22 protein-coding genes are annotated in these 25,726 nt (G+C 40.9%); 7 read left to right on the top strand and 15 right to left on the bottom strand.

Translation table 11 applies throughout. From position 1 onward, the window contains the following. Positions 1–48: 48 nt before the first annotated feature. The 12 genes from AC19MV_RS01925 to speA form a co-directional block, all read right to left on the bottom strand. Complete coding sequence (locus AC19MV_RS01925; RefSeq protein WP_498305467.1) at positions 49–918, bottom strand: mechanosensitive ion channel family protein; 870 nt, start codon at positions 916–918, stop codon at positions 49–51. Positions 919–994: 76 nt separating this feature from the next. Continuing rightward, the gene (gene lpxM / locus AC19MV_RS01920) at positions 995–1,930 is read right to left on the bottom strand and encodes a lauroyl-Kdo(2)-lipid IV(A) myristoyltransferase (protein ID WP_498305465.1); all 936 of its coding nucleotides are present in this window, start codon (positions 1,928–1,930) and stop codon (positions 995–997) included. 162 nt (positions 1,931–2,092) lie between these two features. Then, the gene (gene ihfA, locus AC19MV_RS01915) at positions 2,093–2,392 is read right to left on the bottom strand and encodes an integration host factor subunit alpha (protein ID WP_432399611.1); all 300 of its coding nucleotides are present in this window, start codon (positions 2,390–2,392) and stop codon (positions 2,093–2,095) included. Positions 2,393–2,395: 3 nt separating this feature from the next. Beyond that, positions 2,396–4,783 carry a phenylalanine--tRNA ligase subunit beta gene (pheT, locus tag AC19MV_RS01910; protein WP_498305464.1) on the bottom strand — a complete coding sequence of 796 codons (2,388 nt, stop codon included), beginning with the start codon at positions 4,781–4,783 and terminating at the stop codon, positions 2,396–2,398. Between the two features lie 14 nt (positions 4,784–4,797). After that, positions 4,798–5,781, bottom strand: a complete 984-nt coding sequence (gene pheS / locus AC19MV_RS01905; RefSeq protein WP_432399614.1) for a phenylalanine--tRNA ligase subunit alpha — start codon at positions 5,779–5,781, stop codon at positions 4,798–4,800. A 754-nt stretch (positions 5,782–6,535) separates the two neighbouring features. Beyond that, positions 6,536–7,429 (bottom strand): putative ATP-dependent zinc protease, encoded by an 894-nt coding sequence (locus AC19MV_RS01900; RefSeq protein WP_498305463.1) that lies wholly within the window; start codon positions 7,427–7,429, stop codon positions 6,536–6,538. A gap of 50 nt (positions 7,430–7,479) precedes the next feature. Continuing rightward, the gene (locus tag AC19MV_RS01895; protein ID WP_432399616.1) at positions 7,480–7,830 is read right to left on the bottom strand and encodes a DUF3802 family protein; all 351 of its coding nucleotides are present in this window, start codon (positions 7,828–7,830) and stop codon (positions 7,480–7,482) included. Between the two features lie 81 nt (positions 7,831–7,911). Beyond that, positions 7,912–8,487: a YceI family protein gene (locus AC19MV_RS01890; RefSeq protein WP_498305462.1), complete on the bottom strand. Its 576-nt coding sequence runs from the start codon at positions 8,485–8,487 to the stop codon at positions 7,912–7,914. A gap of 79 nt (positions 8,488–8,566) precedes the next feature. Next, on the bottom strand, positions 8,567–9,022 hold the full coding sequence (locus AC19MV_RS01885; RefSeq protein ID WP_432399618.1) for a YaiI/YqxD family protein: 456 nt from the start codon (positions 9,020–9,022) through the stop codon (positions 8,567–8,569). A 29-nt stretch (positions 9,023–9,051) separates the two neighbouring features. After that, positions 9,052–9,690, bottom strand: coding sequence for a pyridoxamine 5'-phosphate oxidase (pdxH, locus tag AC19MV_RS01880; RefSeq protein ID WP_498305461.1), 639 nt, complete (start codon positions 9,688–9,690; stop codon positions 9,052–9,054). Positions 9,691–9,862: 172 nt separating this feature from the next. Further along, the gene (locus tag AC19MV_RS01875) at positions 9,863–10,792 is read right to left on the bottom strand and encodes an adenosylmethionine decarboxylase (RefSeq protein WP_498305809.1); all 930 of its coding nucleotides are present in this window, start codon (positions 10,790–10,792) and stop codon (positions 9,863–9,865) included. A 106-nt stretch (positions 10,793–10,898) separates the two neighbouring features. Then, complete coding sequence (speA, locus tag AC19MV_RS01870) at positions 10,899–12,809, bottom strand: biosynthetic arginine decarboxylase (protein WP_432399620.1); 1,911 nt, start codon at positions 12,807–12,809, stop codon at positions 10,899–10,901. Positions 12,810–13,402: 593 nt separating this feature from the next. Between speA and AC19MV_RS01865 the strand changes: the two genes are divergently transcribed. The 4 genes from AC19MV_RS01865 (at position 13,403) to AC19MV_RS01850 (ending at position 16,932) form a co-directional block, all read left to right on the top strand. Further along, complete coding sequence (locus AC19MV_RS01865) at positions 13,403–14,236, top strand: CvfB family protein (RefSeq protein ID WP_498305460.1); 834 nt, start codon at positions 13,403–13,405, stop codon at positions 14,234–14,236. 260 nt (positions 14,237–14,496) lie between these two features. Then, positions 14,497–15,150: a YceH family protein gene (locus AC19MV_RS01860; RefSeq protein ID WP_498305458.1), complete on the top strand. Its 654-nt coding sequence runs from the start codon at positions 14,497–14,499 to the stop codon at positions 15,148–15,150. A gap of 52 nt (positions 15,151–15,202) precedes the next feature. After that, complete coding sequence (locus AC19MV_RS01855) at positions 15,203–16,036, top strand: ABC transporter permease (protein ID WP_498299143.1); 834 nt, start codon at positions 15,203–15,205, stop codon at positions 16,034–16,036. After that, on the top strand, positions 16,033–16,932 hold the full coding sequence (locus tag AC19MV_RS01850) for an ABC transporter ATP-binding protein (RefSeq protein ID WP_498305456.1): 900 nt from the start codon (positions 16,033–16,035) through the stop codon (positions 16,930–16,932). Before AC19MV_RS01855 ends, AC19MV_RS01850 begins: the two co-directional genes overlap by 4 nt. Positions 16,933–17,727: 795 nt before the next feature. Here AC19MV_RS01850 and AC19MV_RS01845 read toward each other — a convergent pair. The 3 genes from AC19MV_RS01845 to AC19MV_RS01835 form a co-directional block, all read right to left on the bottom strand. Next, positions 17,728–17,934, bottom strand: a complete 207-nt coding sequence (locus AC19MV_RS01845) for a cold-shock protein (protein WP_011637160.1) — start codon at positions 17,932–17,934, stop codon at positions 17,728–17,730. Positions 17,935–18,176: 242 nt separating this feature from the next. After that, positions 18,177–19,010: a 23S rRNA (guanine(745)-N(1))-methyltransferase gene (gene rlmA, locus AC19MV_RS01840; protein WP_432399627.1), complete on the bottom strand. Its 834-nt coding sequence runs from the start codon at positions 19,008–19,010 to the stop codon at positions 18,177–18,179. Between the two features lie 23 nt (positions 19,011–19,033). Continuing rightward, entirely contained in the window at positions 19,034–19,840 is an 807-nt protein-coding gene (locus tag AC19MV_RS01835) for a hypothetical protein (RefSeq protein ID WP_498305454.1), read from the bottom strand. Positions 19,841–20,012: 172 nt separating this feature from the next. On the opposite strand from AC19MV_RS01835, the gene sbcB reads away from it, so the two are divergent. The 3 genes from sbcB to AC19MV_RS01820 all read left to right on the top strand — a co-directional run bounded on the left by sbcB (position 20,013) and on the right by AC19MV_RS01820 (position 25,658). After that, positions 20,013–21,428 (top strand): exodeoxyribonuclease I, encoded by a 1,416-nt coding sequence (gene sbcB / locus AC19MV_RS01830; protein ID WP_498299146.1) that lies wholly within the window; start codon positions 20,013–20,015, stop codon positions 21,426–21,428. Positions 21,429–21,474: 46 nt separating this feature from the next. After that, the gene (gene cdd / locus AC19MV_RS01825; protein WP_498305452.1) at positions 21,475–22,371 is read left to right on the top strand and encodes a cytidine deaminase; all 897 of its coding nucleotides are present in this window, start codon (positions 21,475–21,477) and stop codon (positions 22,369–22,371) included. A 203-nt stretch (positions 22,372–22,574) separates the two neighbouring features. Continuing rightward, complete coding sequence (locus AC19MV_RS01820; protein ID WP_498305450.1) at positions 22,575–25,658, top strand: intermembrane phospholipid transport YdbH family protein; 3,084 nt, start codon at positions 22,575–22,577, stop codon at positions 25,656–25,658. Positions 25,659–25,726 lie beyond the last annotated feature (68 nt).

Genomic DNA, 25,726 nt, shown 5'->3' with positions numbered 1-25,726 from the left:
AAAAAAGACGCCGCGGCGTCTTTTTTATTATTTCAAAATGGTTAGCATTTAGTTTTTATGGCTTTGAGTAATCGTTAAATTGCCATCAACATGTAAATCACGTTGTGGGTAGGCTATGACCACTTGATGTTCATTAAACAACTCATACATTCTAAAGCGAATTTCGCTACGACGACGGCGAATATCAGTTTCTGATACGGCGCTGACCCAAAATATCAAGTCAAAAATCAACGCATTGTCGCCAAAGTCCTCAAATAAGACAGAGGGTTTAGGTTGCGGTAAAATATCATCTCGTTCTGCAATAACTTGATAAATCAGCTCGCGAACTTTAATTACATCCGAACCGTAAGCGACACCAACACGAACAAATGTACGTGCATTTTTATCAATCAAAGTCCAGTTGGTTACGGTGTTTTCAAGTAACTGGCTATTTGGCACCAACATGTGTACCCCATCATTACGGCGTATCAAGGTTGATCGAGTATTAATACACTCAACCACACCGCGGGCTTCACCAACTTCTAAAAAGTCGCCAATACGGATTGGCCGCTCCCACATTAAAATCCAACCACTGATAAAGTTATTAATGATATTTTGCGCACCAAAACCAACACCGATGGCAATCGCACCAGACACAAACGCAAACGCGGTCAATGGAATATTTAAAATCTCCATACTGGTAAACACCAGCACCGCAATACTGATAATAAAGTACATGCGGGTGAACAAATGGATTGCATCAGCTCCAACATTACGACGTTTTAAGGCTTTAACAATCAATCGACCGGCACGAGTAATAATAAACCAGGCTAAAAAGATGTATAACGGCACTTGCAACAGCTGCAGCAATGTGATCGGCCGGGTGTCATAAGTGAACACCACAAACGATAAGGCTGATAACAATTCATTAAAATCCATATAAACCTCTTATTGTTCTTATATTCAGTATTGTTGAGCTTGTTAGCTCATCTTTAACGCTATGGTAATGCGTGTTTTAGTAAAACCGCTGCTCGCCTGGCGGGCGCGTTTTAAGCAGCTTTAAAAACCACATGTATTGTTCTGGGTAAGCTTTAATCACCTGCTCAACCGCTTTGTTTAACGCCAACGCTTCGTTTTCTTTACCTGCCATATCTTGTGGATCTATCGCGGGCATTATCGTCATAACAAATTGCTTAGCTTGTTCATTATAGCCAATATTTACTGGCATCACTTGGGCGTTGCCCGCTTGAGCAAGACGACCCACTACGGGTAATGTCGCTTTTACTGTACCTAAAAACGGCGTAAATACGCTTTTATCTGGTCCTAAATCTTCATCGGGTAAATAAAAGAAGCTGTTGTCTTTTTTAAGCTCGGCTAATAACGCGCGGATCCCCGCTTCACGCATGTACACACGGCCATTTTGGCTAGTGCGCATACGATTACTAAACCAGTTAAACAAACCGTTACGATGTGCTTTTGCCATCGTTACTAAAGGAATCTCCATGTTGACACGCAGCCCTGCGTATTCCATTGGCCAAACATGAGGCATAATAAAAATTATTGGCTGTCCGGCATCTCTGGCCGCTTTGATGTGCTCAAAGCCATTCATTTGGATACGACGCTTTAAATGAGCCGTAGATCTAAACAGCAATTCCGCTTGTGAAAGCAGCACCAACACAAACATACGCACATTCCGCTTAACTAACTCTGCAACCTCTGCTTCCGACCATTCAGGAAAACAATGACTGATATTAATTCGGGCAATATTGATGGGCTTTTTGGCTACTTTCATCACAATGACCGCCAAAAACCTGGCAATAGGGTCACGCACAGTGGCGGGTAAAATACCAAATAAAAACAATACCGCTATGGCTAGCCATGTCGCCCAATAACGGGGATGTAATAAGGCCATTTTAAAGCGGGTATCAAAATGTTTTGTTTCTCGAGACAAAAGAACACTCCAAATGAACGTGCACGAACAATACACACTTAAGGTTGATATCTAGGATTATACCAATCCTGTGGCAAACTCAAAAACAAAAGAGCCACTCAATAAAGAGTGGCTCTTAGTAATACAGATCCAGTAAACGGATTTGGCGTATTAACCAGTGATCTATTTCTTACCCGAATTTGCCGCTTCAACGCGTGCTTTTAACTTCTGTCCAGGACGGAAAGTTACAACACGACGAGCAGAAATGGGAATATCTTCACCAGTTTTCGGGTTCCTTCCCGGTCTTTGATTCTTGTCCCTAAGGTCAAAGTTGCCAAAGCCAGATAGCTTGACCTGCTCACCACTTTCGAGTGCTTCACGAATTTCTTCAAAAAAAGACTCTACCATCTCTTTAGCGACACGTTTGTTGATGCCTAATGTTTCAAAAAGATGTTCTGCCATTTCGGCTTTGGTAAGTGCCATACTTTAATCCCTCAACGATGCGTTGAACTCGGTCTTAAGAGCGGATAATACTGAATCCATAGTTTCGGTAATATCTTTTTCTTCAAGTGTACGAGTAGTGTCTTGTAATGTAAGTGCGATAGCGAGGCTCTTTTTGCCAGGCTCAACACCTTTACCTTGGTATACATCGAACAAGTTTAAGCCAACCAACTGATTTTCGCCAACTTTTCTTATCAAATTCATAACATCAGTTGCAGAAACTGCTTCGTCTACTACTAGCGCGATATCACGACGGTTAGCAGGAAACTTAGATACAGCTTGGGCTAGCGGCAAACGGGCGTGCAATAATGCATCCAGTTCTAACTCAAAAACAATTGTTTTGCCATTGAGTCCAAACGGCTTTTCCAAACTTGGATGGATAGCGCCGATGTAACCAATGACTCGATTATTTCTTAATATTTCAGCACATTGACCTGGATGCAGCGCAGGATGTGTTGCCCCTTTAAAACTAAATTCAGAAGCGGCAACTGTCAAGCCGAGAATTGCTTCTAAATCACCTTTTAAATCAAAGAAGTCGACAGTTTTCGATTCCATTGACCAATGTTCTTCGTTTTGCACACCTGAAATAACCGCGCCCAGCATGGCTTGCTGGCGAACACCAGAATCTGCTTGTGCATCAGGAACAAAGCGTAAACCCGTTTCAAATAATCGTACTCTATTTTGCTGACGGCTCTGGTTATAACCCACTGCAGTCAGTAAACCGGTAAACATTGACAAGCGCATGGCCGACATTTCAATAGAAATCGGGTTTGGCAATACCATGGCTTTTTCACCTGGATGCACGATATTTTGCATCTTAGGGTCAACAAAGCTGTACGTCACTGCTTCTTGGAAGCCTCGGGCAACAAAAACACTACGAACACGCTTAAGCGAAATATCCGCTTCTTTGTGATCAGGCATTGTTAACGCAGCTTGTGGCGCGGTGTTCGGAATGTTATTGTAACCGTAAATACGCGCCACTTCTTCGATTAAATCTTCTTCAATCGCCATATCAAAGCGGTACGTCGCGGTAGTAACCTGCCATGAATCATTAGCCGCCTCAACGTTAAAGCCTAAACGCTCTAAAATTTCCACAACGTCAGAATCAGGAATGTGATGACCTAAAGTTTTGTCTAACTTGTTACGACGTAATGTAATGGTTGCCGCTTTCGGTAAATGCTCAGCAGAAACCGCTTCAATCACTTGGCCAGCTTCGCCACCACAGATGTCCAATACAAGACGTGTAGCGCGATCCATTACCTTATGTTGAAGCTCTGGGTCTACACCACGTTCAAATCGGTGTGAGGCATCTGTGTGTAAGCCTAAGCGACGAGATTTACCCATAATGGCAAGTGGTGCAAAGAATGCACACTCTAACAAGATGTCTTGAGTGTTTTCATTCACACCTGTGCTTTCGCCACCAAAGACACCTGCAAGCGCAACAGCTTGTTTGTCATCGGCAATCACTAATGTGTCGTTGGGGATGGTAATTTCGTTACCATCGAGTAACGTTAGCTTTTCAACGCCATCCGCTAAACGAACGGTAATACCGCCATTTAAGGTGTTTAAGTCAAAGGCGTGCATGGGCTGACCAAATTCAATCAACACATAGTTAGTAATATCGACAATCGGGTCGATTGAGCGAATACCGCTACGACGCAGCTTTTCCTGCATCCATAGTGGTGTTGCCGCTTTCACATTGATATTTTTAACCACACGGCCTAAATAACGTGGGCACAAGTCAGGCGAGACTACATTGATGCTATATGGGACATCAATCGTTGCGCTCACAGCTTGCCAAGTCGGCTCTGTCACTGCTTGACGGTTTAATACGCCCACTTCGCGCGCAAGACCAGCCATGCCTAAACAGTCAGCACGGTTGGCAGTTAAGTCAACATCAATAATGGCATCATCTAATTGTAAAAACTCACGCACATTAATGCCTAATGGCGCATCTGCTGGTAGCTCAATAATGCCATCGCTTTCGATATCGATACCAAGTTCACCGTATGAGCAAAGCATGCCCATTGATGGCTGGCCACGCAATTTGGCTTTTTTAATTTTAAAATCGCCAGGCAATACTGCGCCCACCATAGCAACCGCAACTTTTAAGCCTAAACGGCAGTTTGGTGCGCCACATACGATGTCGATAAGCTCATCGCCACCCACATTGATTTTAGTTACACGTAGTTTGTCAGCATCTGGATGCTGACCGCATTCAACCACTTCACCAATAATCACGCCGCTAAAATCAGCCGCTACGGGATCAACGCCGTCGACTTCAAGACCTGCCATGGTAATTTGGTGTGATAATGCGTCACGACTTATCGATGGGTTAACCCATTCACGAAGCCAAGATTCACTGAATTTCATCTAATATTGCTCCGTTATTTGAATTGCTTAAGAAAACGTAAATCGTTTTCGAAGAAGGCACGTAAATCATTTACGCCGTAGCGCAACATGGTTAAACGCTCAACGCCCATACCAAAAGCAAAACCAGAGTATTTTTCAGGGTCAATGCCCACACTGCGAAGCACATTTGGGTGCACCATACCGCAACCTAAAACCTCTAACCATTTACCGTTTTTGCCCATCACGTCTACTTCAGCTGAAGGTTCTGTGAATGGGAAGTAAGATGGACGGAAACGCACTTCTAAATCTTCCTCAAAGAAGTTACGTAAAAAATCGTGCAAAATGCCTTTTAGTTCAGCAAAGTTGACGTTTTCTGCAACCATCAACCCTTCAACCTGATGAAACATCGGTGTGTGAGTTTGGTCATAATCGTTACGATAAACACGGCCTGGAGAAATAATGCGCAGCGGTGGTTTTTCGTGTTCCATGGTGCGAATTTGTACGCCAGAGGTTTGGGTACGCAACATCACTTTAGGATTAAAATAAAACGTATCGTGATCGGCACGAGCGGGATGATGTTCAGAAATATTTAGCGCATCAAAGTTATGAAAATCATCTTCGATTTCAGGACCTTGTTTAACAACAAAGCCTAACTCACCGAAAAAGGTTTCAATGCGTTCGATAGTACGAGTAACCGGATGTAAGCCACCGATTTCTAAGGTACGACCTGGTAAAGTAACATCGATTTTTTCAGCAATTAATTTTGCTTCTAATTCCGAGGCTTTCAATCCATCGATACGCTCAGTCAGCTTTTGCTGTACGGCTTGTTTAGCTTGGTTGACGGCTTGACCAAAGGCAGGCTTTTCTTCTGCGCTGATTGATCCCATCATTTTCATCATGTCTGTGATTTTACCTTTTTTACCAAGGTAATCGACACGGATATCATCCAATGTCTTTAGATCACTGGCCTTGTCAATGACCTCTAAGGCTTGTTCTACGATCTCGGTTAACTGCTGCATGTTATCATCCACTGCATTTGTGCATATCAATGCGATTGGGCGTCTGATTCGACTATCAAATAAATCAAATAAATCAATAGTGCCGACGCGATAGTTTAACTCTTGTTAGTTGCCACAAAGAGCTAAAGCTAGGGTTAAAATGAAAGAGAGAAATTTTACGTTAGCGACCGTGATTTTACTAGTCATTATTGGATTTTTTAGTGGCAAATAGCTGTATTTAACTGCAATTTCTAATTGTGAGCTTATCTGCCATGTTAAACACGTCAGTTTATCAATTGTGAAACCGCCTTTTCAACATTTTAATATCAGCGCCTTCGTACTGACAAGCTCAAATAAGCCAACAAAAAATCGTTGTGAAGGGCTTTTTAAGTCTGCTCTCTCTCAACATCTAAGTTTCAATACAAAGACAGAAACTCGATGGCGTAACGGTCAGATTAATGTAATATAAATTAAGGGATTAAGTACAACTATGCTGTCATTGAAGCTATTGTAGCGAGAACCAACACAAGTTAGGTTGTGTCGTCGTGTCAAAAACATTCATTTTATACCCATCCGCATTAATAAGTGGACACTCAGAATGCGTCCAGCGTTTTTTGATTAAGGCGTCGCGATGTAGTAATGGTTGTTCCCTTTCAAATAGCGAGAACGCAGAGCAAAAGCGGCTGGGGCATTAGATAAAGCATTGGGTGATAAAAAAAACCGCTCAACATGAACGGTTTTTTTAATAACATTCGTATTTTGAACAACGTTAGTCTTAAATGGGTTTATGCGGCAGTGACATATCGACCACATAATGGCCTTGTAACCAATTTCGGCCTATAAGCAGTTTATAACCCATTTGACTTCGGTCAGTTAAATTAACGTCAACCTGATACTCATTTGTTGGCTCGCCGATGCTTAACCTTACCGTATACCTAATTTCGGAACCTTGGGCATTGCGAATTAACGTCGCGCCTCTAATTCGTGTGGTAAAACTAACCGTTTCACCATTTTCGTTTTCAGTATCAAAACGGATCATCTTACCGATGTTGTTCTCCATCACATCCGCGTCTTCATTTTCAACCTTGATATTTACGGCATGCAAAGAGTTCTGGCCAGCGCCGGTATCAATACGAGTGGTATAAAGTAAACCGATTTGCTTAATATTAAGTTGGGCTACTGGACCAATTGTTTTTTTAGACGCAACATCGACAACGTATTTTTGTTTTAGAAAATTACGACCTATCAATAACTTGTAGTTCATGTGGCTGCGGTCGCGCAAATTAACGTAAAGTGGTTGTAAACTATCGGGAAAGCCCACTTCTAATTTAACGGTATATCGACTTTCCGTTCCTAAGGCATTTTTGACCGTCGACACTTTGACAATTTCAGCTTGAAGGCGTTGTTGATCGCCTAGCTCATTTTGGGTTGTAAACTCGACCAGTTTACCGACATTACCTTGCATTGTTTCAGCAGAGCCACCAATAATCTCTAAATCCACGGCATGCAAAGAAGTATTCACAGCCCCCGTGTCAATCCGTGCTTGATAAATCAAATCTGACTGTGAAACGGTCATCTCTTCAACTTGACGGATTATCGTTTTACTATTGGCAAAAACGGGTAATGATAAAAAACTCAACACGGTAACAATGGCTATTTTTCTAAACATGTCTATTCCACACATCCACAAATTTCTTTAACGCGGTAAATGCAATGCGCTTAACGCAATAAATGATCAATTTCTTGATCAAATAAATTTTTAATTAAACCAGAAAACTCAGTAATAAAAATACTTTGTTCTGCAGTCGCTTGATGATTAGCAACTTTAGCTAAAATCTCTTCTAAATCATAGACTATCGCATCAATTTCACGTATCACCATATTACGCTGCGCAAATGACAATTGCGGGTTTTGACCGCAAACCATAATAATCTGCGCAGATAACTGTTCTTCAAACAGCTCCATCACGGTCTCCGTTGCGGCTGCATTGTTTTCAGGCCCTTCAAACAAGCCTAAGTGTTCAGTTAAATACTGAATCAAATGCATATATCCGTCTTTATCGGTAACCATGTTGTTTCACCTTTATATACTGCTAAAAAATGAATATGACTTAAATCAATACGATAAAAGCCATGATCAAATGTGTAAGTGCTATTGCGCTAAGGTTAGCACAAATGACACTGGCACCGCTAAGCTGATACTGGGTAAGCCTGCGATTTCTCTCAATTTTTCGACACCGGTAACAAAATTAAATTCATCCGCTTGAACAATCATTGGCGCAAAACTACTGACTACCATTTTATTGTCTGACAATTTCGCCACTAGCACATCAATACTTTTCTTTTGTTTTTTACCATGCATTTCAACCATGGCATCTATTTGTGTTGTTAATGTATCACCCACTTTCATGCCCATCAGTAATTTAGGGTTAATGACAGCGTTGACTTTTAACTGAGGAAATTGTGCCACCTCAAATAAAATAGTTTGCATGCGTTCATCACGAATTTGAATGCCTGTATCGACCGAGTTCAAATCAATGGTTAACGCAAAAGCGCCCTCATCGGTGAGTGAACCAGCAACATGTTTAAAGTGATGAACTTCAGCAATATCGTTTTTCTTAACCGATATAAAACTGACGCGTGAATGATCTTGATTAACTTGCCAATCGCCTGCCATAGCTTGAAAACTTAATAACCCAGCAGCGAACAAAGGTAATGCGATTTTCATTATGTCGTCCTTTTTGTTAACAATAACGCGTAATGTCACTATAAAAATAAGTATAGATGACGGTTTAATCAATTAGCCATTATTTTACTTTGGCCAACCATTTGTCTAATGCCTGTGCAAAAGCGTGCTTATCAGCTTGAGAGAAGCTATTTGGCCCGCCAGTGTGTATTCCACTGCTGCGCATTTCTTCCATAAAATCACGCATGGTTAAGGTTTGCTTGATGTTCTCAGTCGTGTAAACCGTACCACGAGGGTTTAACACCAACGCCCCTTTATCTATCGCATCGGCAGCAAGCGGTATGTCGGCGGTAATAACCAAATCACCCTTGTTAACTTGCTCAACAATATAATTATCGGCTTCATCAAACCCAGAGCTCACTCTAATCATACTGATGAGGGGTGAAATAGGCACTTTAATCAATTGATTTGCCACCAACACCAACTGAATAGATTTGCGCTCTGAAGCTCTAAATAACATGTCTTTTACGGGATTTGGACACGCATCAGCATCGACCCAAATTTTATTGCTTATCACGCGATAATGCTCCTATTTATTAACACAGATTAAGGTGCCAAACGATCTATTTGCCAATCGCTGTCTGCCTTAGTGTATATAAATCGGTCGTGCAGGCGATGTTCGCCACCTTGCCAAAATTCAATACTGCTAGGACGCACTAAATATCCCCCCCAAAATTTAGGTAATGGCACTTCACCTTGAGCATATTTGGCTTTCATTTCAGCAAATTTACCCTCTAAAGCCTGCCTAGCAGATATTTTGCTCGACTGTTTTGAAACCCATGCGGCAATCTGGCTGTCTTTTGGTCGACTCATAAAATACTTCGCCACATCTAACATAGACAAAGGCTCTGCCTCGCCGATAACGGCCACCTGACGCTCTAATGGATGCCAGGGAAACAACAAACTGATTTTACTATTAACACCAATTTGTTTGGCTTTACGGCTTTCAAGGTTAGTGAAAAAAACAAAGCCGTTATCATCAAAGCGTTTTAATAACACAATCCGCTGAAAAGGTTGGCCGGTTTCATCGACAGTGGCGACACACATTGCGGTGGGATCGGTTAATTGCGCATCTTTGGCTTGCTGCATCCACTTTTCGAATAAATCCATTGGATTAGCAGGTAGGTCACCACGTCTTAAGCCACCTTGGGTGTACTCTCGGCGAATATCACTTAAATCACTCATTGTGTTTCCTTGTTTATGCTAACTAAATCTATTTTACGCTGAGCAGGCACAAAAAAGCCAACCTCTATACGTGGCGATGTTATTTACACTATTATTTAAACGGCTTTTTAATTATGCCAATCTTTTCGCTTCAAAAAACCACATTTCAAGACCTAACGCAACACAAGCTAATTTACATCAATTCGGGATTGAGCACTTCTGTGTCAACCTGTTGAAAATGACTAAAATGCACATGATAATTTTCAACAATGGGGTATGAGCAATAGGCTAGACAAACATTGTGAGAACCAGCCCCCGCCTTAATAGGTGTATTAAATCCGATAGTGTCCCAACTAATAGGCTGCAATAAAGCCAGTAATTGCGCAGCGATAGGGTTATCGGCGGCATTAACATCCACATTGGTTTCGACACTGACATAAGAGCTTTGCTCTTGCGGAGTAATGTGAATCGTAAAATATCGGTCGCCTTTGATACCATTGACAGAAAAGCCGAGAGGAGAAAATAGGTGACAGTCATAGTCAAAACCAGCAAACAATGTGTCGAGTTGTAATAACTGACAAATTTTTTGTTCCGATTGATTCTTGCTAATTAAATACTGCGCGAGCGGCCCACTAATGTGGTACATCAACAGTTCGCTTGTGGTGTCATTTGAGGCTAACTCAGCCGCTTTTTCGCTAGTAAAAATGAAATGGTGATGGCTGTCTAAATGGCCAATTCGACAAGCTTTGCCAGGTATTTTCTGGCGCAATTGGCTAATGTCATCGGCGAACGTAGAGGCTTGCAAATGCGCAAGGTATTCATTTTTACGTTGATAACTTACAAACGCTACATTTGCGATACCTATGTGATCAATAACAGCGATTAAACTGTCTATCAAGGTTGAGAGGCCGCAAGTGATGATAACTAGGCGCTTGTCCCATACAAATAAACTCGATTCACTCAGTAAATAAGCATCACATTGATCATTGCTGATAACAGAAATAATGTCTGCTTTCGCTAGCGCAACGATGTCGGTCCAAAATGCTCGTCCAAACGATCGCAACGACCCTAGAGTAGGTTCGACAATCAGTTCAACTTTTTTTTCTGAACCTTCAAAAAACATCAATACTTGAAACTCTCTTAAAAAATAACTTAAACGCAGAATAATAAATAAAGCCTTAGCTATTATTCATAACTAAGGCTCTTTAAACAATCACTAACAGTAAAGATTAGAAATCTTCTAGGTAAGTATAACCGTCAAGACCTGCTTGTAACTCTTCTAAAATGCTTTCTCTTTCATCTTCAACAATATGTTGAGTCACTAACTCTTCAAAAGTGCGCATAAACTCTTCTGCGTCTAAGTTAACATAACGCAATACGTCTGCAACAGTATCACCTTGCAATACTGACTCTATATTTGCAGCGCCATGTTCATCAAGACGTACAACAGCAGAGTTAGTATCACCAAATAGGTTATGCATATCACCCAGGATTTCCTGGTATGCACCCACCATGAAGAAGCCAATTAGGTAAGGACTTTCTTCGCTCCACGCTGGCACAGGCAATGTGGTTTCAATACCTTGACCGTCAACGTATTGGTCAACAATACCGTCTGAGTCACAAGTAATGTCCAACATCACGGCACGGCGCTCAGGCGCTTTATCTAAACCTGACAATGGCAATACCGGGAATACCTGGTCAATACCCCATGCATCAGGTAATGATTGGAATAAAGAGAAGTTAACAAAGAATTTGTCGGCTAACTTTTCATTTAATTCATCGATAACCGGACGGTGATAACGATTGTTATTGCTTAATAAGCCTTTGACTTCATGGCATACGCGTAAGTGAGCTTGTTCAGCCCAAGCACGATGCGCTAAGCTAAATTGACCTACTGAAAATAACGAATGCGCTTCAGCAATGTCACTTTGAGTATCATGGTAGATCTCAATAATGGCACGTTGATCGTTGCCACCGCTAATGTCTTCCCACGATTGCCACATGTTATGTAACAACTGCGGATCATCTTCAGCTGGTGCTTCAATCACTTCAGGCATGTACGCTTCAGTACCAATCACATCGGTAATCAATACCGCGTGATGAGCCGTTAAGTGACGGCCAGATTCAGAAATAATACGTGGCATTGGCTGATCGTATTCATTACATAAATCAGTTAGCACATTAACGATGTTGTTAGCGTATTCACTTAAACCATAGTTCATTGAGTTGTTGCTTTGGCTACGCGTACCATCGTAGTCAACCGCTAAACCACCGCCCACATCAAAACATTTAATGTCGGCACCTAGTTGGCGCAGTTCACAATAAAAACGCCCTGCTTCACCCACACCCTGGCGAATATCACGGATATTGGCAATTTGCGACCCTAAGTGGAAGTGCAATAACTGCAGAGAATCAAGCATGTTAGCATTTTTTAATTCGGCAACGACTTTCAATACTTGCGCAGCAGACAAACCAAATTTAGATTTTTCGCCGCCACTTGCTTGCCACTTGCCTTTACCTTGGAACGCTAAACGTACACGAAGGCCTAAACGTGGGGTCACACCTAAAGTTTCAGCTTCGGCTAATACCATTTTAAGTTCTGACATCTTTTCAAGCACGATGTAAACTTTGTGGCCTAACTTTTCACCGATTAACGCTAAACGAATGTATTCTTTGTCTTTGTAGCCATTACACACAATTACAGAGCTGGCTTTTTGCGCCATAGCCAATACGGCCATTAGCTCAGGCTTACTGCCCGCTTCAAGGCCTAACTGTGGTACTTCTTTCGATTTTTGGCTAGCCAGAATTTCTTCAACAACCGTTTGCTGTTGGTTCACTTTAATCGGGTAAACTAACAAATAATCATTTTGATAGTCGTACTTAGTAATAGCATCATTAAATGCTTCACATAAGCTTTCAACTCTGTGGTGCAAAATCTGTGGGAAACGTACAAGTACCGGTAACGAAACGCCCGCTTTTACCATATCTTTGGCTAATTCATTTAAGCCAACTTTATGATTAGGATTTTGTGGATCAGGTGACACTGTCACTTCGCCATCTTCACGAATACCGTAAAAGCCTTGGCTCCAGTGAGTCACGTTATAACCCGCACGAGCATCTTCGATAGACCAATCAGACATAATTATTTTCCGTATTTGTATCAAAGTAAGCAGCAAAATCGTGCTGCTTGTTAAAATCCGACAACGACTTAGCGCTGTCTCTGGTAAAGTTGTTGTATTTTACGGCTGGGCTTATTGGCCAGCCGTGACAACACACTTTATGTTGCAATCCACAGTTGACGTATAAAATGAGATTATCCTTTATGGTCAATTTCATTCTTCGTCTTCACTGCGCTTAAGCTATTTATAAGTACATATTAGTCTTACATCAGCATGGCTTGCAAATATTGAAGGCGAACCTCAGTGTGTATACATCGCCAATGTTTTACTGAAGTAATCGATAAAAAGATCACTTTCATACACAGAAATAGCACTGACACTCGCCTTGATAAAATCGGCGCAATTAAAACCTGCAATGCAGTGTAATGCAAGTAAATTACCCATTAATCCTTATAAAAAGTTGCATTTATTGGGATTGAAAGAGTTCAATAATCTTGCCAACTAAAAAAACGTTTCACAGCAAGCTAATTGACACAACTAAGTGCTGATTTACGTGTATAATTAATCGATTTTGATTAAATCACCTTTTCATCTTTTATTAAGTAGAGTCATTCATGATACAAATCGGTAAACGTTATTCATTAGAAGTCGTAAAGCAAGTGAACTTTGGGGTTTACTTAAATGCTCAAGAGCTAGGACAGGTCTTACTTCCTAATAAATTTGTCCCTACCGGTTGTAATGTCGGTGATATGGTAGATGTGTTTCTTTACCTAGACTCTGAAGACATTGTGATTGCTACCACCCAAAAATCATTAGCTCAGGTGGGTGAATATGCTTATCTAAAAGTCGTCGCCACGGGTCCATTCGGCGCATTTTTAGATTGGGGCTTAGACAAAGATTTATTACTGCCTTTTGGTGAGCAACATAAACCGGCCGAAGAAGGCCACTCATACTTAGTTTATGTCCATGCTAACCATGCCGACGAACGTATTATGGCATCGTCAAAACTGGATAAGTTTGTCGATAAAACTGAAGCGCATTACACCGAAGGTGAACAGGTTAACTTAATCATTGGTGGCACTACAGAGCTAGGTTACAAAGCCATTATTAATAACCTGCATTGGGGCGTCATTTACACTAACGAAGTATTCCAAAAACTACGTTTTGGTCAAAAAGTCACTGGCTACATTAAATCAATGCGCAGCGATGGCAAAATTGATTTAGTGCTACAAAAAAGTGGTAAAGAAGACTTAGACAAAAATGCCCGTCTGATCATCAACAAATTGCGCAATGCTAATGGTTTCTTACCGTTACACGATAAAACAGATGCTGAAATTATTTATGATCAACTTGGTATGAGTAAAAAAGCCTTTAAGAAATCGATTGGAGGCTTGTTTAAAGCCGGTGAAATCAGCATCGAAACTGATGGTATTCGCCTCACCATGTAACATAGATTGCTTTATAGCGTTTGAATCATGAGTGAGCAACAGATGTTAATCACTCATGATTTAAACGGTTTCAACATCTCGATTGACTACCATCTCAGATACACCGGTTTTTAACTACGCCATTTTCTCATGACCTTACTTAACAACCTCACCAGCTTGAATGGCATAAGTCAGTAATCTGATGGGTTCTGATTGGTATAAAACTCTTACTCTGATATAAACACTAACAGTGCAAAGATTATTTATAATAAGGATAGTGTATGGAATTAACGCCCTTAGAAGCTCGGGTTATTGGATGTTTACTCGAGAAAGAACTCACCACGCCAGACCAATACCCCTTATCTCTTAATTCATTAACGCTCGCCTGTAACCAGAAAAGCAGCCGTGAGCCAGTATTGTCATTAAGCGAATCCGATGTACAAGACATTATTGAAGATCTCAATAAAAAGCGCTTAATCAGCGAACAGTCTGGATTTGGCAGTCGTGTAGTTAAATACAAACATCGATTTTGCAACACCGAATTTAGCGAGTTACAGCTTAATAGTGCAGAAGTGGCACTGATTTGTGTGCTGTTATTACGTGGGCCACAAACACCTGGCGAACTTAAAACACGTACGGCTCGATTACATGAATTTACTGATGTAAGCCAGGTAGAAACGGCTTTAATTGGATTAAGCCAACGTGAAACGTCATTAGTTGTGCAGCTCGCACGCGAACCTAATAAGCGAGATTGTCGCTTTATGGAATGCTTTAGCGGCAATATAGACGATCACCAAGTCAACAGTAACGACAATCTACACGTCTCTACGCAAACGCACCAAAGCATTGCTCAAGATAGCCGTATTGATGAACTGAGCCAACGAGTCGCCGTGCTTGAAGAAAAAATAGCTCAACTTGAAAGCTTATTAAATTAATTCAATAAACCTGATTTTTACGCGAAAATACCGCTTAAGCAAGGAAACGTTTATGCCCGTTACGACTCCCCCATCGGGGATATCTCACATTTGGTTATTAGCTAAATATGAACTCACCAAACGCTTTACTAATAAAAGCGGTATGGTCGCTTTGATTGCATTTATGCTCATTTGGGGAATTCTATTACTTTACCCCATAAAAAGTGCATCTGAATTTATTATGCAACCCAATTTCAAAGAGTTCACGGAAGCATTATTTGGCCCCGGTAGTTTGCAACACTTATTTGAATGGCCTGTCCCTGAGTTAGCCGTATTTTGGCTTGCAGCACTGTATTTATTCCCTATGTTCAGTATTTTTATTGCTGCAGACCAATTTAGCTCTGACAAACAACGTGGCAGCTTACGGTTTTTAACCTTAAGAGTGAGCCGTAGCAGTTTGTTTTTCGGGCGTTTTATCGGGCAAATGCTCATTCAATTCGCACTCATTATATTAACGCTACTAGCCACTATTGTGATGGTGATTAGCCGTGATATCAGTTTGTTACTGCCCTCATTAACTACCAGCTTATTAGTGATGATAAACCTGGTTATTGTGTTACTTCCTTATACTGCAGCAATGGCGGTGTTATCTCTACAGGCAAACTCAGCAAGGCAAGCCAGTATATTTGCGGTGATATTATGGGCAATAGTATCCATCATCATTGCGATTATTAATTTTCAGTTTCCACAATTGAATGGTTTAAGCATGATATTACCTGGCTCGCAGATCTCCAGTATGATTAACACTCAGGGGTTAGGCTCGTTGGCATTTGCCCCGATCCCACTAGTGCAAACCGTAGTCATTTTAGGATTGGGCAATGTATTAATGAAACGGAGTGCCCTATGATCCTTATTCAATGTGATAACTTATCAAAGCAATACCCGAATAAATTAGCACTCGACAATGTGAGCTTAATCCTTCAACCGGGGGCGCCAATAGCATTAGTCGGGCCAAATGGTGCAGGGAAGACCACATTATTTAGCTTGTTATGCGGTTACATTCAACCGACTCATGGCAGCATTCGCATTCTTGGACATGCCCCCGGCAGCAAAGCATTACAAGGTGTGTTATCCGCTCTACCGCAAGATGCGGCATTGGATCCTAACTTTACGATTGCTTCACAATTGCAATTTTTTGCTCAGTTACAAGGCTTTAACAAAACAGATGCCAAGCAAGAAGTCATACGAGTATTGGAGCTGGTTGAACTTAGCGACTCTGCACAGGCGAAACCAAAAAGTTTGAGCCACGGTATGAGTAAACGCGTGTCAATTGCGCAAGCACTTATCGGCGCGCCTGAAATAGTGTTACTTGACGAACCGACAGCAGGACTGGATCCTGCAAATGCTAAAAAGATCCGCCAAATCGTTAAAAACTTAACCGGTGAAACAACATTTATCATCAGTTCTCATAACCTTGATGAGCTTGAAAAACTTTGCGACCATGTTGTCTACCTTGAAAAAGGCCAATTACAACAATCGGTTTCAATTAAGGCCAGTCAGGCAACTGACTTTATTACGCTCACCATGCAAGCTTGCGATATGGACAGTCTGCATCAACAGTTACTCAGTTTAATCAATGTCATTGAAGTCAAACGTAGTGGTGATGAACAGTATGTTATTGAATACCAAAAACAAAGTAACTTTGAACTTGAACTGCAATTATTGAATTTATTCGCCCAGAAGCAATGGCAATACAAAGCCATACTCAAAGGCAGAACATTAGAAGAAACGCTGTTTTCTTAAGCCATTGCTGCTTATCAATATGCTAATCACAGGCCCGGTAAAACGGGCCTTTTTATCTACAATATTGAGTTAAAACGAAGACCCCTACTCCTAATCGCTGCTATTAACTGCCTATTTTTTATCAGAATTGAGTCACGCGCATACGTAACCTCATACTATTTAACCTGAATGAGGTATAAGAAATGAACTTATACTATTTAAAATCAGCATCTTAATTAACCTCACTTGTAATTTTGTCATTTATGATGCCAATAAGGCCAATTGTCGCGTCAATAACCAGCCTATTGTAAGTTGATTCAACGCAGTAAGTAGGACAAAGACTGTTTGAAAGGCGTTTATTATCCAGTTCTCAAGTTATTTAATACCCATTCACTATCGATACTCAAGCATGATCAGTCTGAGAAGTTGAACTTTCAGCATGCTTGAGGATTCGATCAAGCCTATGAGAGATGTAATTGCGATTCATTTGTGAATTGCTTTCAATACAGAGGTACAGCCCAAAATATACTTAAAGGTATTAATCGCTTTTCTAACAAAACCTGATATGCGTACTTAAAAATAATGAGTGATGGAATGGACGATGAGAGATGAAATTAACGATAAGTGGTGAAACGGACGATAAGCGATGAAATGGACGATGAGTGATTAAACGGACGATAAGCAATGAAACGGACGATAGCGATTAGGGTAAAAAGATTACTTTAATAATCTAACAATCATGAATAAAAAAGCAAAAAAAACTGCAGCATAAATGCTACAGCTTTATTTATTTAATTTTTAGCCGAAGCCAAAAGATTAAACGATTGAAACGTTCTCAGCTTGAGGACCTTTCTGACCTTGGGTCACAGTGAAAGATACTTTCTGACCTTCGTCAAGAGTTTTGAAACCGTCTGAGTTGATAGCACGGAAGTGAACGAATACGTCTGGACCAGACTCTTGCTCAATAAATCCGAAACCTTTGTCAGAGTTGAACCACTTAACAACACCAGTAACTTGAGACATGATATAAATCCTGTAAATATATAAAATAAAGCCTTAACGGCGGTAAAGCTGGAAAATGCCGGTATTACTTATGTTTACAGGACGAATCTGATCGTATTGTTAAATATAAGCCCAACCTTCAAGCTGAGTAAACTATAAACCATTTTCAGAATAAGTCAACAAAGATCAAGCGCCAGGCTAAATATATTTAATGAGTAAACAAATCGGTTTATCTTTGAGCATCAATTAGTTATTTGTCTGATTTAATCAACAGTCGATTGTTCGCGTTGATGAATTTCGATTTTAAAATCTATCTCACATTCGAGCCCTTGCTCTATTATTTGTCGTTTTTGCATATCACTTAACTTCCATGCGTACGGTGTCATATTGAGGAAGTGTTGAATATCATCCACTTGTGTTAGCGCAAGCGAGTAAGTTAGTGATTCGTGCGACAGATAATTAAATCCTTCGAGCAACAACGATTCTTGTGGATGCAATCTTGGTTGGCTGTATATCTTTTGTTTCAACGCAAAATGATGCATCGGCCCTGGCGAGACAGTAATTAATGTACTGCCAGGTTTCATCACTCTTTGTAACTCCTCGACTTTAGACGGGGCATAAATGCGTATAGCCAGATCAACGCTGTCATCAGCAAATGGCATTTCAAACACGCTGGCCACACAAAAATGTAAATCCGAATACCGCTTTGCCGCAGAACGAATCGCCGATTTAGAGATATCGAGGCCATAAAGCTTACAATGATTTATAGATGCTTGTTGCATGGCTGCAAATAAGCGATGGCTATAATACCCTTCGCCACACCCTATATCGAGCAGCGTTTCAGCATTGGGATGATATTGAGCAGCTAATTGATTCACTTTATCGCTCAACGGTTGATAAAAGCCTTTATCAAGAAACTCTCGTCTAGCGATCATCATTTCTTTGTTATCACCAGGGTCTTTGGTTTTTTTCTTTTGCACTGGCAATAAATTTACATAACCTTCTTTAGCGCAATCAAATTGATGACGCTGGGAACATGCCCAACTTTTATCGCCTAGGATTAACGGCGCAGAACAAATAGGACAAATATACGGCATGAGTAGGCTCTGAATGGTAAAAATTACATTTCGTCGTCAGACAGTTTATTGACCATATCTGACACGTCTTTAGGGGCTAACAGCTCAAAGCAGTCTAACTTTCGCTGTAATTGTTCAATATTACACAGTTGCTCATTCGACGAACGCCCTAGGTTAGGCCGCTCTAAAGATTGATGGTACGTTCTGAGCAACCACTGGTGTTTATTTTGCAATAAATGATCAAGCTTTAACAGCTCAGTTGACACACCCGGATGAATTTTACCCGACTCACCTTTAAGGTATTCTCGTAAATCGCGTCTGACTTGTTCAAGCTCACTGATATGTACCGCCAGCATTGAGGACGGTTCATCGTAATCAAATTTGCGCCCTAAAATCGCTTTGGCCATCACTAACGCATGAGGTTCACTTAAAATCCGTAAATCTTGCTCAAGGGAGATTAATTCAAAGCGAGCAAGGGTTTCTAAACTAAAATAGACATGCTCATCAGCTTGAATATCAACGGTAATACCTTTTCTGAGTTGGTCAATACACACTCTGGGAGCTATCCCCATCGTTGGGTATAAACGAGTACCTTGCCCAATCGATCGTACTTGATCATATTTGTCAGCAACTTGCTGTGTATCTTGATAAATCAGTTCAATAAAAGGTTGATGACGCACAATTAACGTTGCTTGCGTTGCGTTGACTTGGCTGACCACAAATTCAGCGATAGGATTTGTCATCGATGATAGTACCAACAAATCACTCACCGACTCTAACAAGCGAAGCGTCAACAACGTGGGCTGTTTAATTTCACTGACAATGGGTTGAGTAAAAATATGTTGATGCATTCAATATCCTTTTAAAATCAATACGACTTGTATAATTTATCTTACTTATTAAATTGAAACTAGCAAACGTATTGAGAACATAGTAAAAAATTTGCAAAATTCACGCTATTATCAATTTAAGGCTCATCAATGTTAATATGCCAGTAATCGCGAAAAGGATCTTAATTTTATTATGGCAAATGCAATTCAACCCACCCTATTCTGGCACGATTATGAAACCTTTGGTGCAAACCCGGCCAAAGATCGCCCGTCGCAATTTGCAGGAATTAGAACGGATCTCGACTTAAATATTATTGGTGAGCCAGAAAGCTTTTATTGTAAGCAATCACCCGATTATTTACCGGCCCCCGAAGCCATTCTTATTACCGGCATTACCCCACAACTGGCGAACATGAAAGGCATACCTGAAGCTGAGTTTATGCGCCGTATCAACAGCTTATTTAGCCAACCTAATACCTGTGTTGTGGGTTACAACTCGTTACGTTTTGACGATGAAGTTAGCCGCTATGGTTTTTATCGCAATTTTATTGACCCATACGGGCGTGAGTGGCAAAACGGCAATTCGCGTTGGGATATTATCGATTTAGTCCGAGCTTGCTATGCTTTTCGTCCGCAAGGCATTAACTGGCCGATGAAAGAAGATGGCTCACCAAGCTTTAAATTAGAGTTATTAACTCAAGCAAACGGCTTAAGCCATGAAAAAGCACATGATGCGATGTCAGATGTTTACGCAACCATTGCAATGGCCAAACTCATTAAACAGCAACAGCCTAAATTGTATGAATACTATTTTAATTTGCGCCGTAAGCAAGCCGTTGCTGACCATATTGACGTATTAAAAATGCAACCTTTGGTGCATGTTAGCTCTAAAATCAGTGCGTTAAATGGCTGCACAACCTTAATCGCACCTGTGGCTTACCACCCAACCAATAAAAACGCCGTTATTTGCATTAATTTGGCCATGGATATTTCACCATTGCTCGAGTTATCCGCTCAAGAAATCAGCGACAGAATGTACACCCCACGTCATGAATTAGCAGAAACTGAGCTGGCGATACCCATAAAACAAATCCACCTCAACAAATGTCCTTTCATTGGATCGCCAAAATTACTTGACGACGAGGTGACTGCAAAATTACAGTTTGATAAAGACTTTGCACGTGAGCAATATAAACGCTTAAAAAATCATCCAGAAATACGAGAAAAGATTAACCAAGTATTTGAATTAGAGTCAGATCGCAAGCCCATTACCGATCCTGACTTGATGCTATATAGCGGCGGTTTTTTCAGTCATGCTGATAAAACCAAAATGGAAATTATTTGTCATACTGAACCGCGGAACCTAGCGGCGTTAGAGTTGCAATTTGATGATCCGCGCATCAATGAAATGTTATTTCGTTTCCGGGCCCGTAACTACCCAGAAACATTGTCTGATAATGAAACTCGTCGATGGCGCGATTTTTGCCAACAACGACTCTCAGATGCCGATTATGTGATTAATCTCGAAAACTTGGTCGAAGAAACCAGCGAGAATGAACACAAACAAAAGTTACTTAAAGCCCTATATCAATACTTACAGTCATTATAGTGAATTATCACTTTTACCCGATTTATTTCATTTAAGGATTAAGGGAATGCAAAATCGATTTTTAGACAGCATTACTCAGTTAGACAAACCATTAGCGACCGCGCTTGCACCATTACTGCATGAGCAATTTTGTGGCCACATCGATGCCAACCAATTTGCCATGTTAGTTAAAGCTAGCGGTAAACCAGAAGAACAAGTGTTAATGGATTTATTACCTATTGCAGCCGCTTTGGCTAACCCACCTATCAGTGAGTTTTATGTTGGTGCTATTGCTAAAGGTGCCAGTGGCGACCTATACATGGGTGGCAACCTTGAACTACCCGGTGAAGCGCTGTTTCACAGTGTACATGCAGAGCAAAGCGCCATTAGTCATGCATGGTTAAGCGGCGAAATAGAAATTGTAGACATTATTGTTAATTACAGTCCGTGTGGCCACTGTCGTCAATTTATGAATGAATTGTTCAACGGCAGTAATATCAAGATCCATCTGCCACAGCAAGAAACTAAAGCCTTATCTCATTACTTACCGTATGGCTTCAGTCCTGCCGACCTCGATGTTACCTTGCCATTATTGTGCAAACGTGAAAAAGAATTTAGCCTAAATTCTGACGACCCAATGATCATTGAAGCGGTAGATCAAGCAGGCCTAAGCTATGCGCCTTACACTGACAGTAATGCCGCAGTAGTGCTTGAAACCATGGACGGAGCGACATTCTGTGGCCGTTATGCCGAAAACGCAGCATTTAACCCATCAATGCAACCGATGCAAATGGCGTTATCGAACTTGATTAGACACAACCGTCAATACAGTGAAATTAAACGTGCTGTATTGGTTGAGTCATCTGAGGGGAAAATTAGCTTAGTGGGCGCGACAATGGATGCATTACACGCGATTGCAGCCATTGAGTTAGAACACATTGTTGTTGAACCTATGCCAACTTAATCGCTGCAAAATTTACCCATAAGGCGCTTAAGAGCGCCTTTTTTATTGGCATATTGGCACGCTAAAGGGATTAATTATCTTTTAGAGGGTAATTCAATCAACCTGTTAACATGCTAATCTAAAATTAAAATTGATTTAACTACATTATTGAGCCGTAATAACGCTATAGCACAGCAATAACAGAAGCAACGAGTGAGTTACTATTGCACATATTTACCATAAAAAGGATTTTAGTTTTTATACTGCTATGCACAGTAGGTTTAGTGTGGGCCATTATCGAACATGCAAAGCCACTGACGGTAAAACTACTTAATAATTTACTAGCAGACAATCACATTGAAGTCCTGAATTTTGATGCTGAATACGTCTCGTTGAATCATATTTATATTCCAAGACTTATCCTCAAAATTGAAGACAGCCATATCGCGGTACAAGAATTTAATCTCGAACTGCGTGACAGTATTCAAATGCTTAAAAATCAGCAATTCAATGCCGACGATATTGTCAGTATTGAAACACAAAGCGTGTATGTCGACTTAGGTGAAAGTTTTTTTATTAGGCAATCAAAGCAAACCGAAGACTCACCCGCCACCTTACAATTAAATCTCGCGAAACTCCCAACCATTAATTTAGGTAATATCACCATAAGACTCCCCGTGTTAGAGACCGCGCAAGCCAACCAACACAGCTTAACCATGTATAATCTAACCCTGTCAAAAACAGGGAAACTCAATACCGTGTGGCGTTTTGATGAGTTTCCGCTATTCAGTGTTGATGCAACACTTGACAAACGAGCTTGGGAATTTGACACCTTGGTTGACTTAGGTGCAAGTTATCAAGGGCTTGAGTCATTAAAGAAATATTTAGACTTGTTGCATGATAAACAATTTAAGGCTTATCCAAACAGCAATAACCTATTAAGCGGCTTACACAAACAACTGACACATATACTCAACCCTATCACTGAGCAGCAATTATCGGTTCAAGGGCAATGGACTACTCACACCCAACTTAACTTAATTAATGGCGAGCTTAAGAGTCAGCAATCCATACGCGATTTATCATTACATTCATCGCGTTGGCCAAGTGTCTTTTTTACGCCAAAACAACCGATAAACTTTACCCTCGACATAGGTCAATATTCTGTTAACGATCCGTTCAAGGCTATGACTGATGAGCAAAAACCACTTGAAACGTTAGCGCTCAAACTCGCTATTGCACCGCTCAATTATCAACTGAATCCGAGTGAGACAGACATCAACCAGTTAATCGACTTACTGATTGTTAATCCTGATAGCAAACAACACCTCAATCATATCATTCAGCAACTTCTCCCCTTATCAGAGCAACCTTACCTTGCGGTTAATATGACCGAGCCCGTTGAGGTGTTCATGCCTCTCCAGCAAGACACCGCAGTAACACAAGTGGCCATACCAAACTTAACCTTAAGTCTTAATGGCTTGCGCTTAAAAACACAACTGTCACTAAGCCACATCAAGGTAAATAGCCAACAACAATGGCGCAGTGATTTTGATTGGGATATTCAGTTAGCCTCACCACAAACAACAGAAAATGCTCAACCTATTGACCTTAAAAAATTATTAGCAAACATTGATGTTGAACAGCTTAGCGTTGAAAAAGCCTCAGTTATATTGAAAGGTACGGTAAATAGTGTGCAAGAAAATGATGTTAATATCGCCCTGTTCCCAAGTTCCACTGTCGCGTTTAATAAGCTGTACTTTACCCAGCAAGATGGTGATAAAACCATCCATAAAATTCAAAAAAATACCGCTGCGCAACTTGCCTCGTTAACACTCAATTTAACCCAGACCTCGACTATTAAAAAAAGTCACAACCTCGATCTTAAATTGGCTCCATTTATCGTTACCGCAAAACAATTTATCGGCCAGCAAATCGTCAGCCAAAAAAACATTAAAACAATCACCACCAATGCCTGCGCCAATCTTGCGAGCATTGACGTTCAACAAGATGTGTTATTTAGCCTAAATGACAATGAAAATATCGAACAAGCCATCGCCCGTTGGTTACAAACCCCAACAACAAACCAGATTGTATGGAGCATTAAGCAACTTGATGCCGTTAAACAGGTTGGCAAAAGTCGTCGCCAACCCTTGCTTGCACTTAACAGTGTTAATTTGCAGCAACAACTTAATTTGTCAAAAGGCTTATTGGTGGGCAGTGAGCAATGGCAGTTAGATACCCTAGCATTAAGCAGTTACCATTTATTAAAGTTTGCCGATGCCAAAAGCCCTCTTTCACTGGCAGGCCAATGGACATTTGACACCGACATTGAGAGGGCGCTTTACATTCTTAAAAAAGTGCAGCCATTACCCGACAACTTCAACCTTCAAGGTCACAGCCGCTTAGTCGCCGGTTTTGCGCTGAGCGAACTCAATAACAGCAGTCAATTTGAAATGAAAATTCAGCAACAACTTTCATCGTTGTCTGGCCGCTTAGCTGACAGGTCATTTATTGGTGGCGATGTGTTTGCACAGTGCCAATTTAACTGGCAACAGCAGCACGATAAACCCAACACTCCGCTGGCAGAGCAACACTTTGCCCAAAGTCAATTAGTGTGCCCTCAAACAGCCATTAGCTTACAAAAAGCCAATGTGGGTTTATTAATGACTAACCTCAATATCAATGCCAATATTGAATTAACCAAAGACGGCAATAAAGTGCCCGACAATTGGCTACAACAAATCACTGGACTCAGTGAAACCAACGTCAGTTTAACAGCCAGTGGCGACATGCTCGACGGACGCTTTTTACTGCCAGAGTTTGTGCTTAAGTTGCATGATAAATCCCATGGCTACCTTTTATTACAAGGGTTAAGTTTAGCCACGTTTTTAGAAGAACAACCTCAAGTCGGTGTAAAAGCCAGCGGTCTATTTGATGGCGTACTCCCTGCTGAACTTGTCGATGGTAAAGTGACGATTGCGGGCGGGAAACTCGCGGCTCGTAAGCCCGGTGGATTAATTGAAGTGGCAGGAAATCCAGCAATGGATCAACTGGCCCTATCTCAGCCTTATTTGGAATTAGTGTTTACCGCACTGGAGCATCTTAACTACACTGAGTTATCGAGTACTTTTGATATGAACCCGAATGGTGATGCCTTTATTCATGTGGGGGTTAAAGGAAAAAGTCGCGACATTGAGCGCCCTGTTCATCTTAACTACGACCACCAAGAAAACCTTATTCAGTTATACAAAAGCACTCAAATAGGCAACCAATTGCAAAATAAAATTGAAACCAAGGTTCAGTAGTAAACGTTCAATAGCATACACTCAATAACACAAGCTCAGTAACACAAGTTGAATAACATCCGTCAAGT

Source organism: Shewanella sp. MF05913 (genome assembly GCF_059758095.1).
Note: the sequence above shows the minus strand (reverse complement) of the source record. Positions and strands in the feature narration are given on the sequence as shown.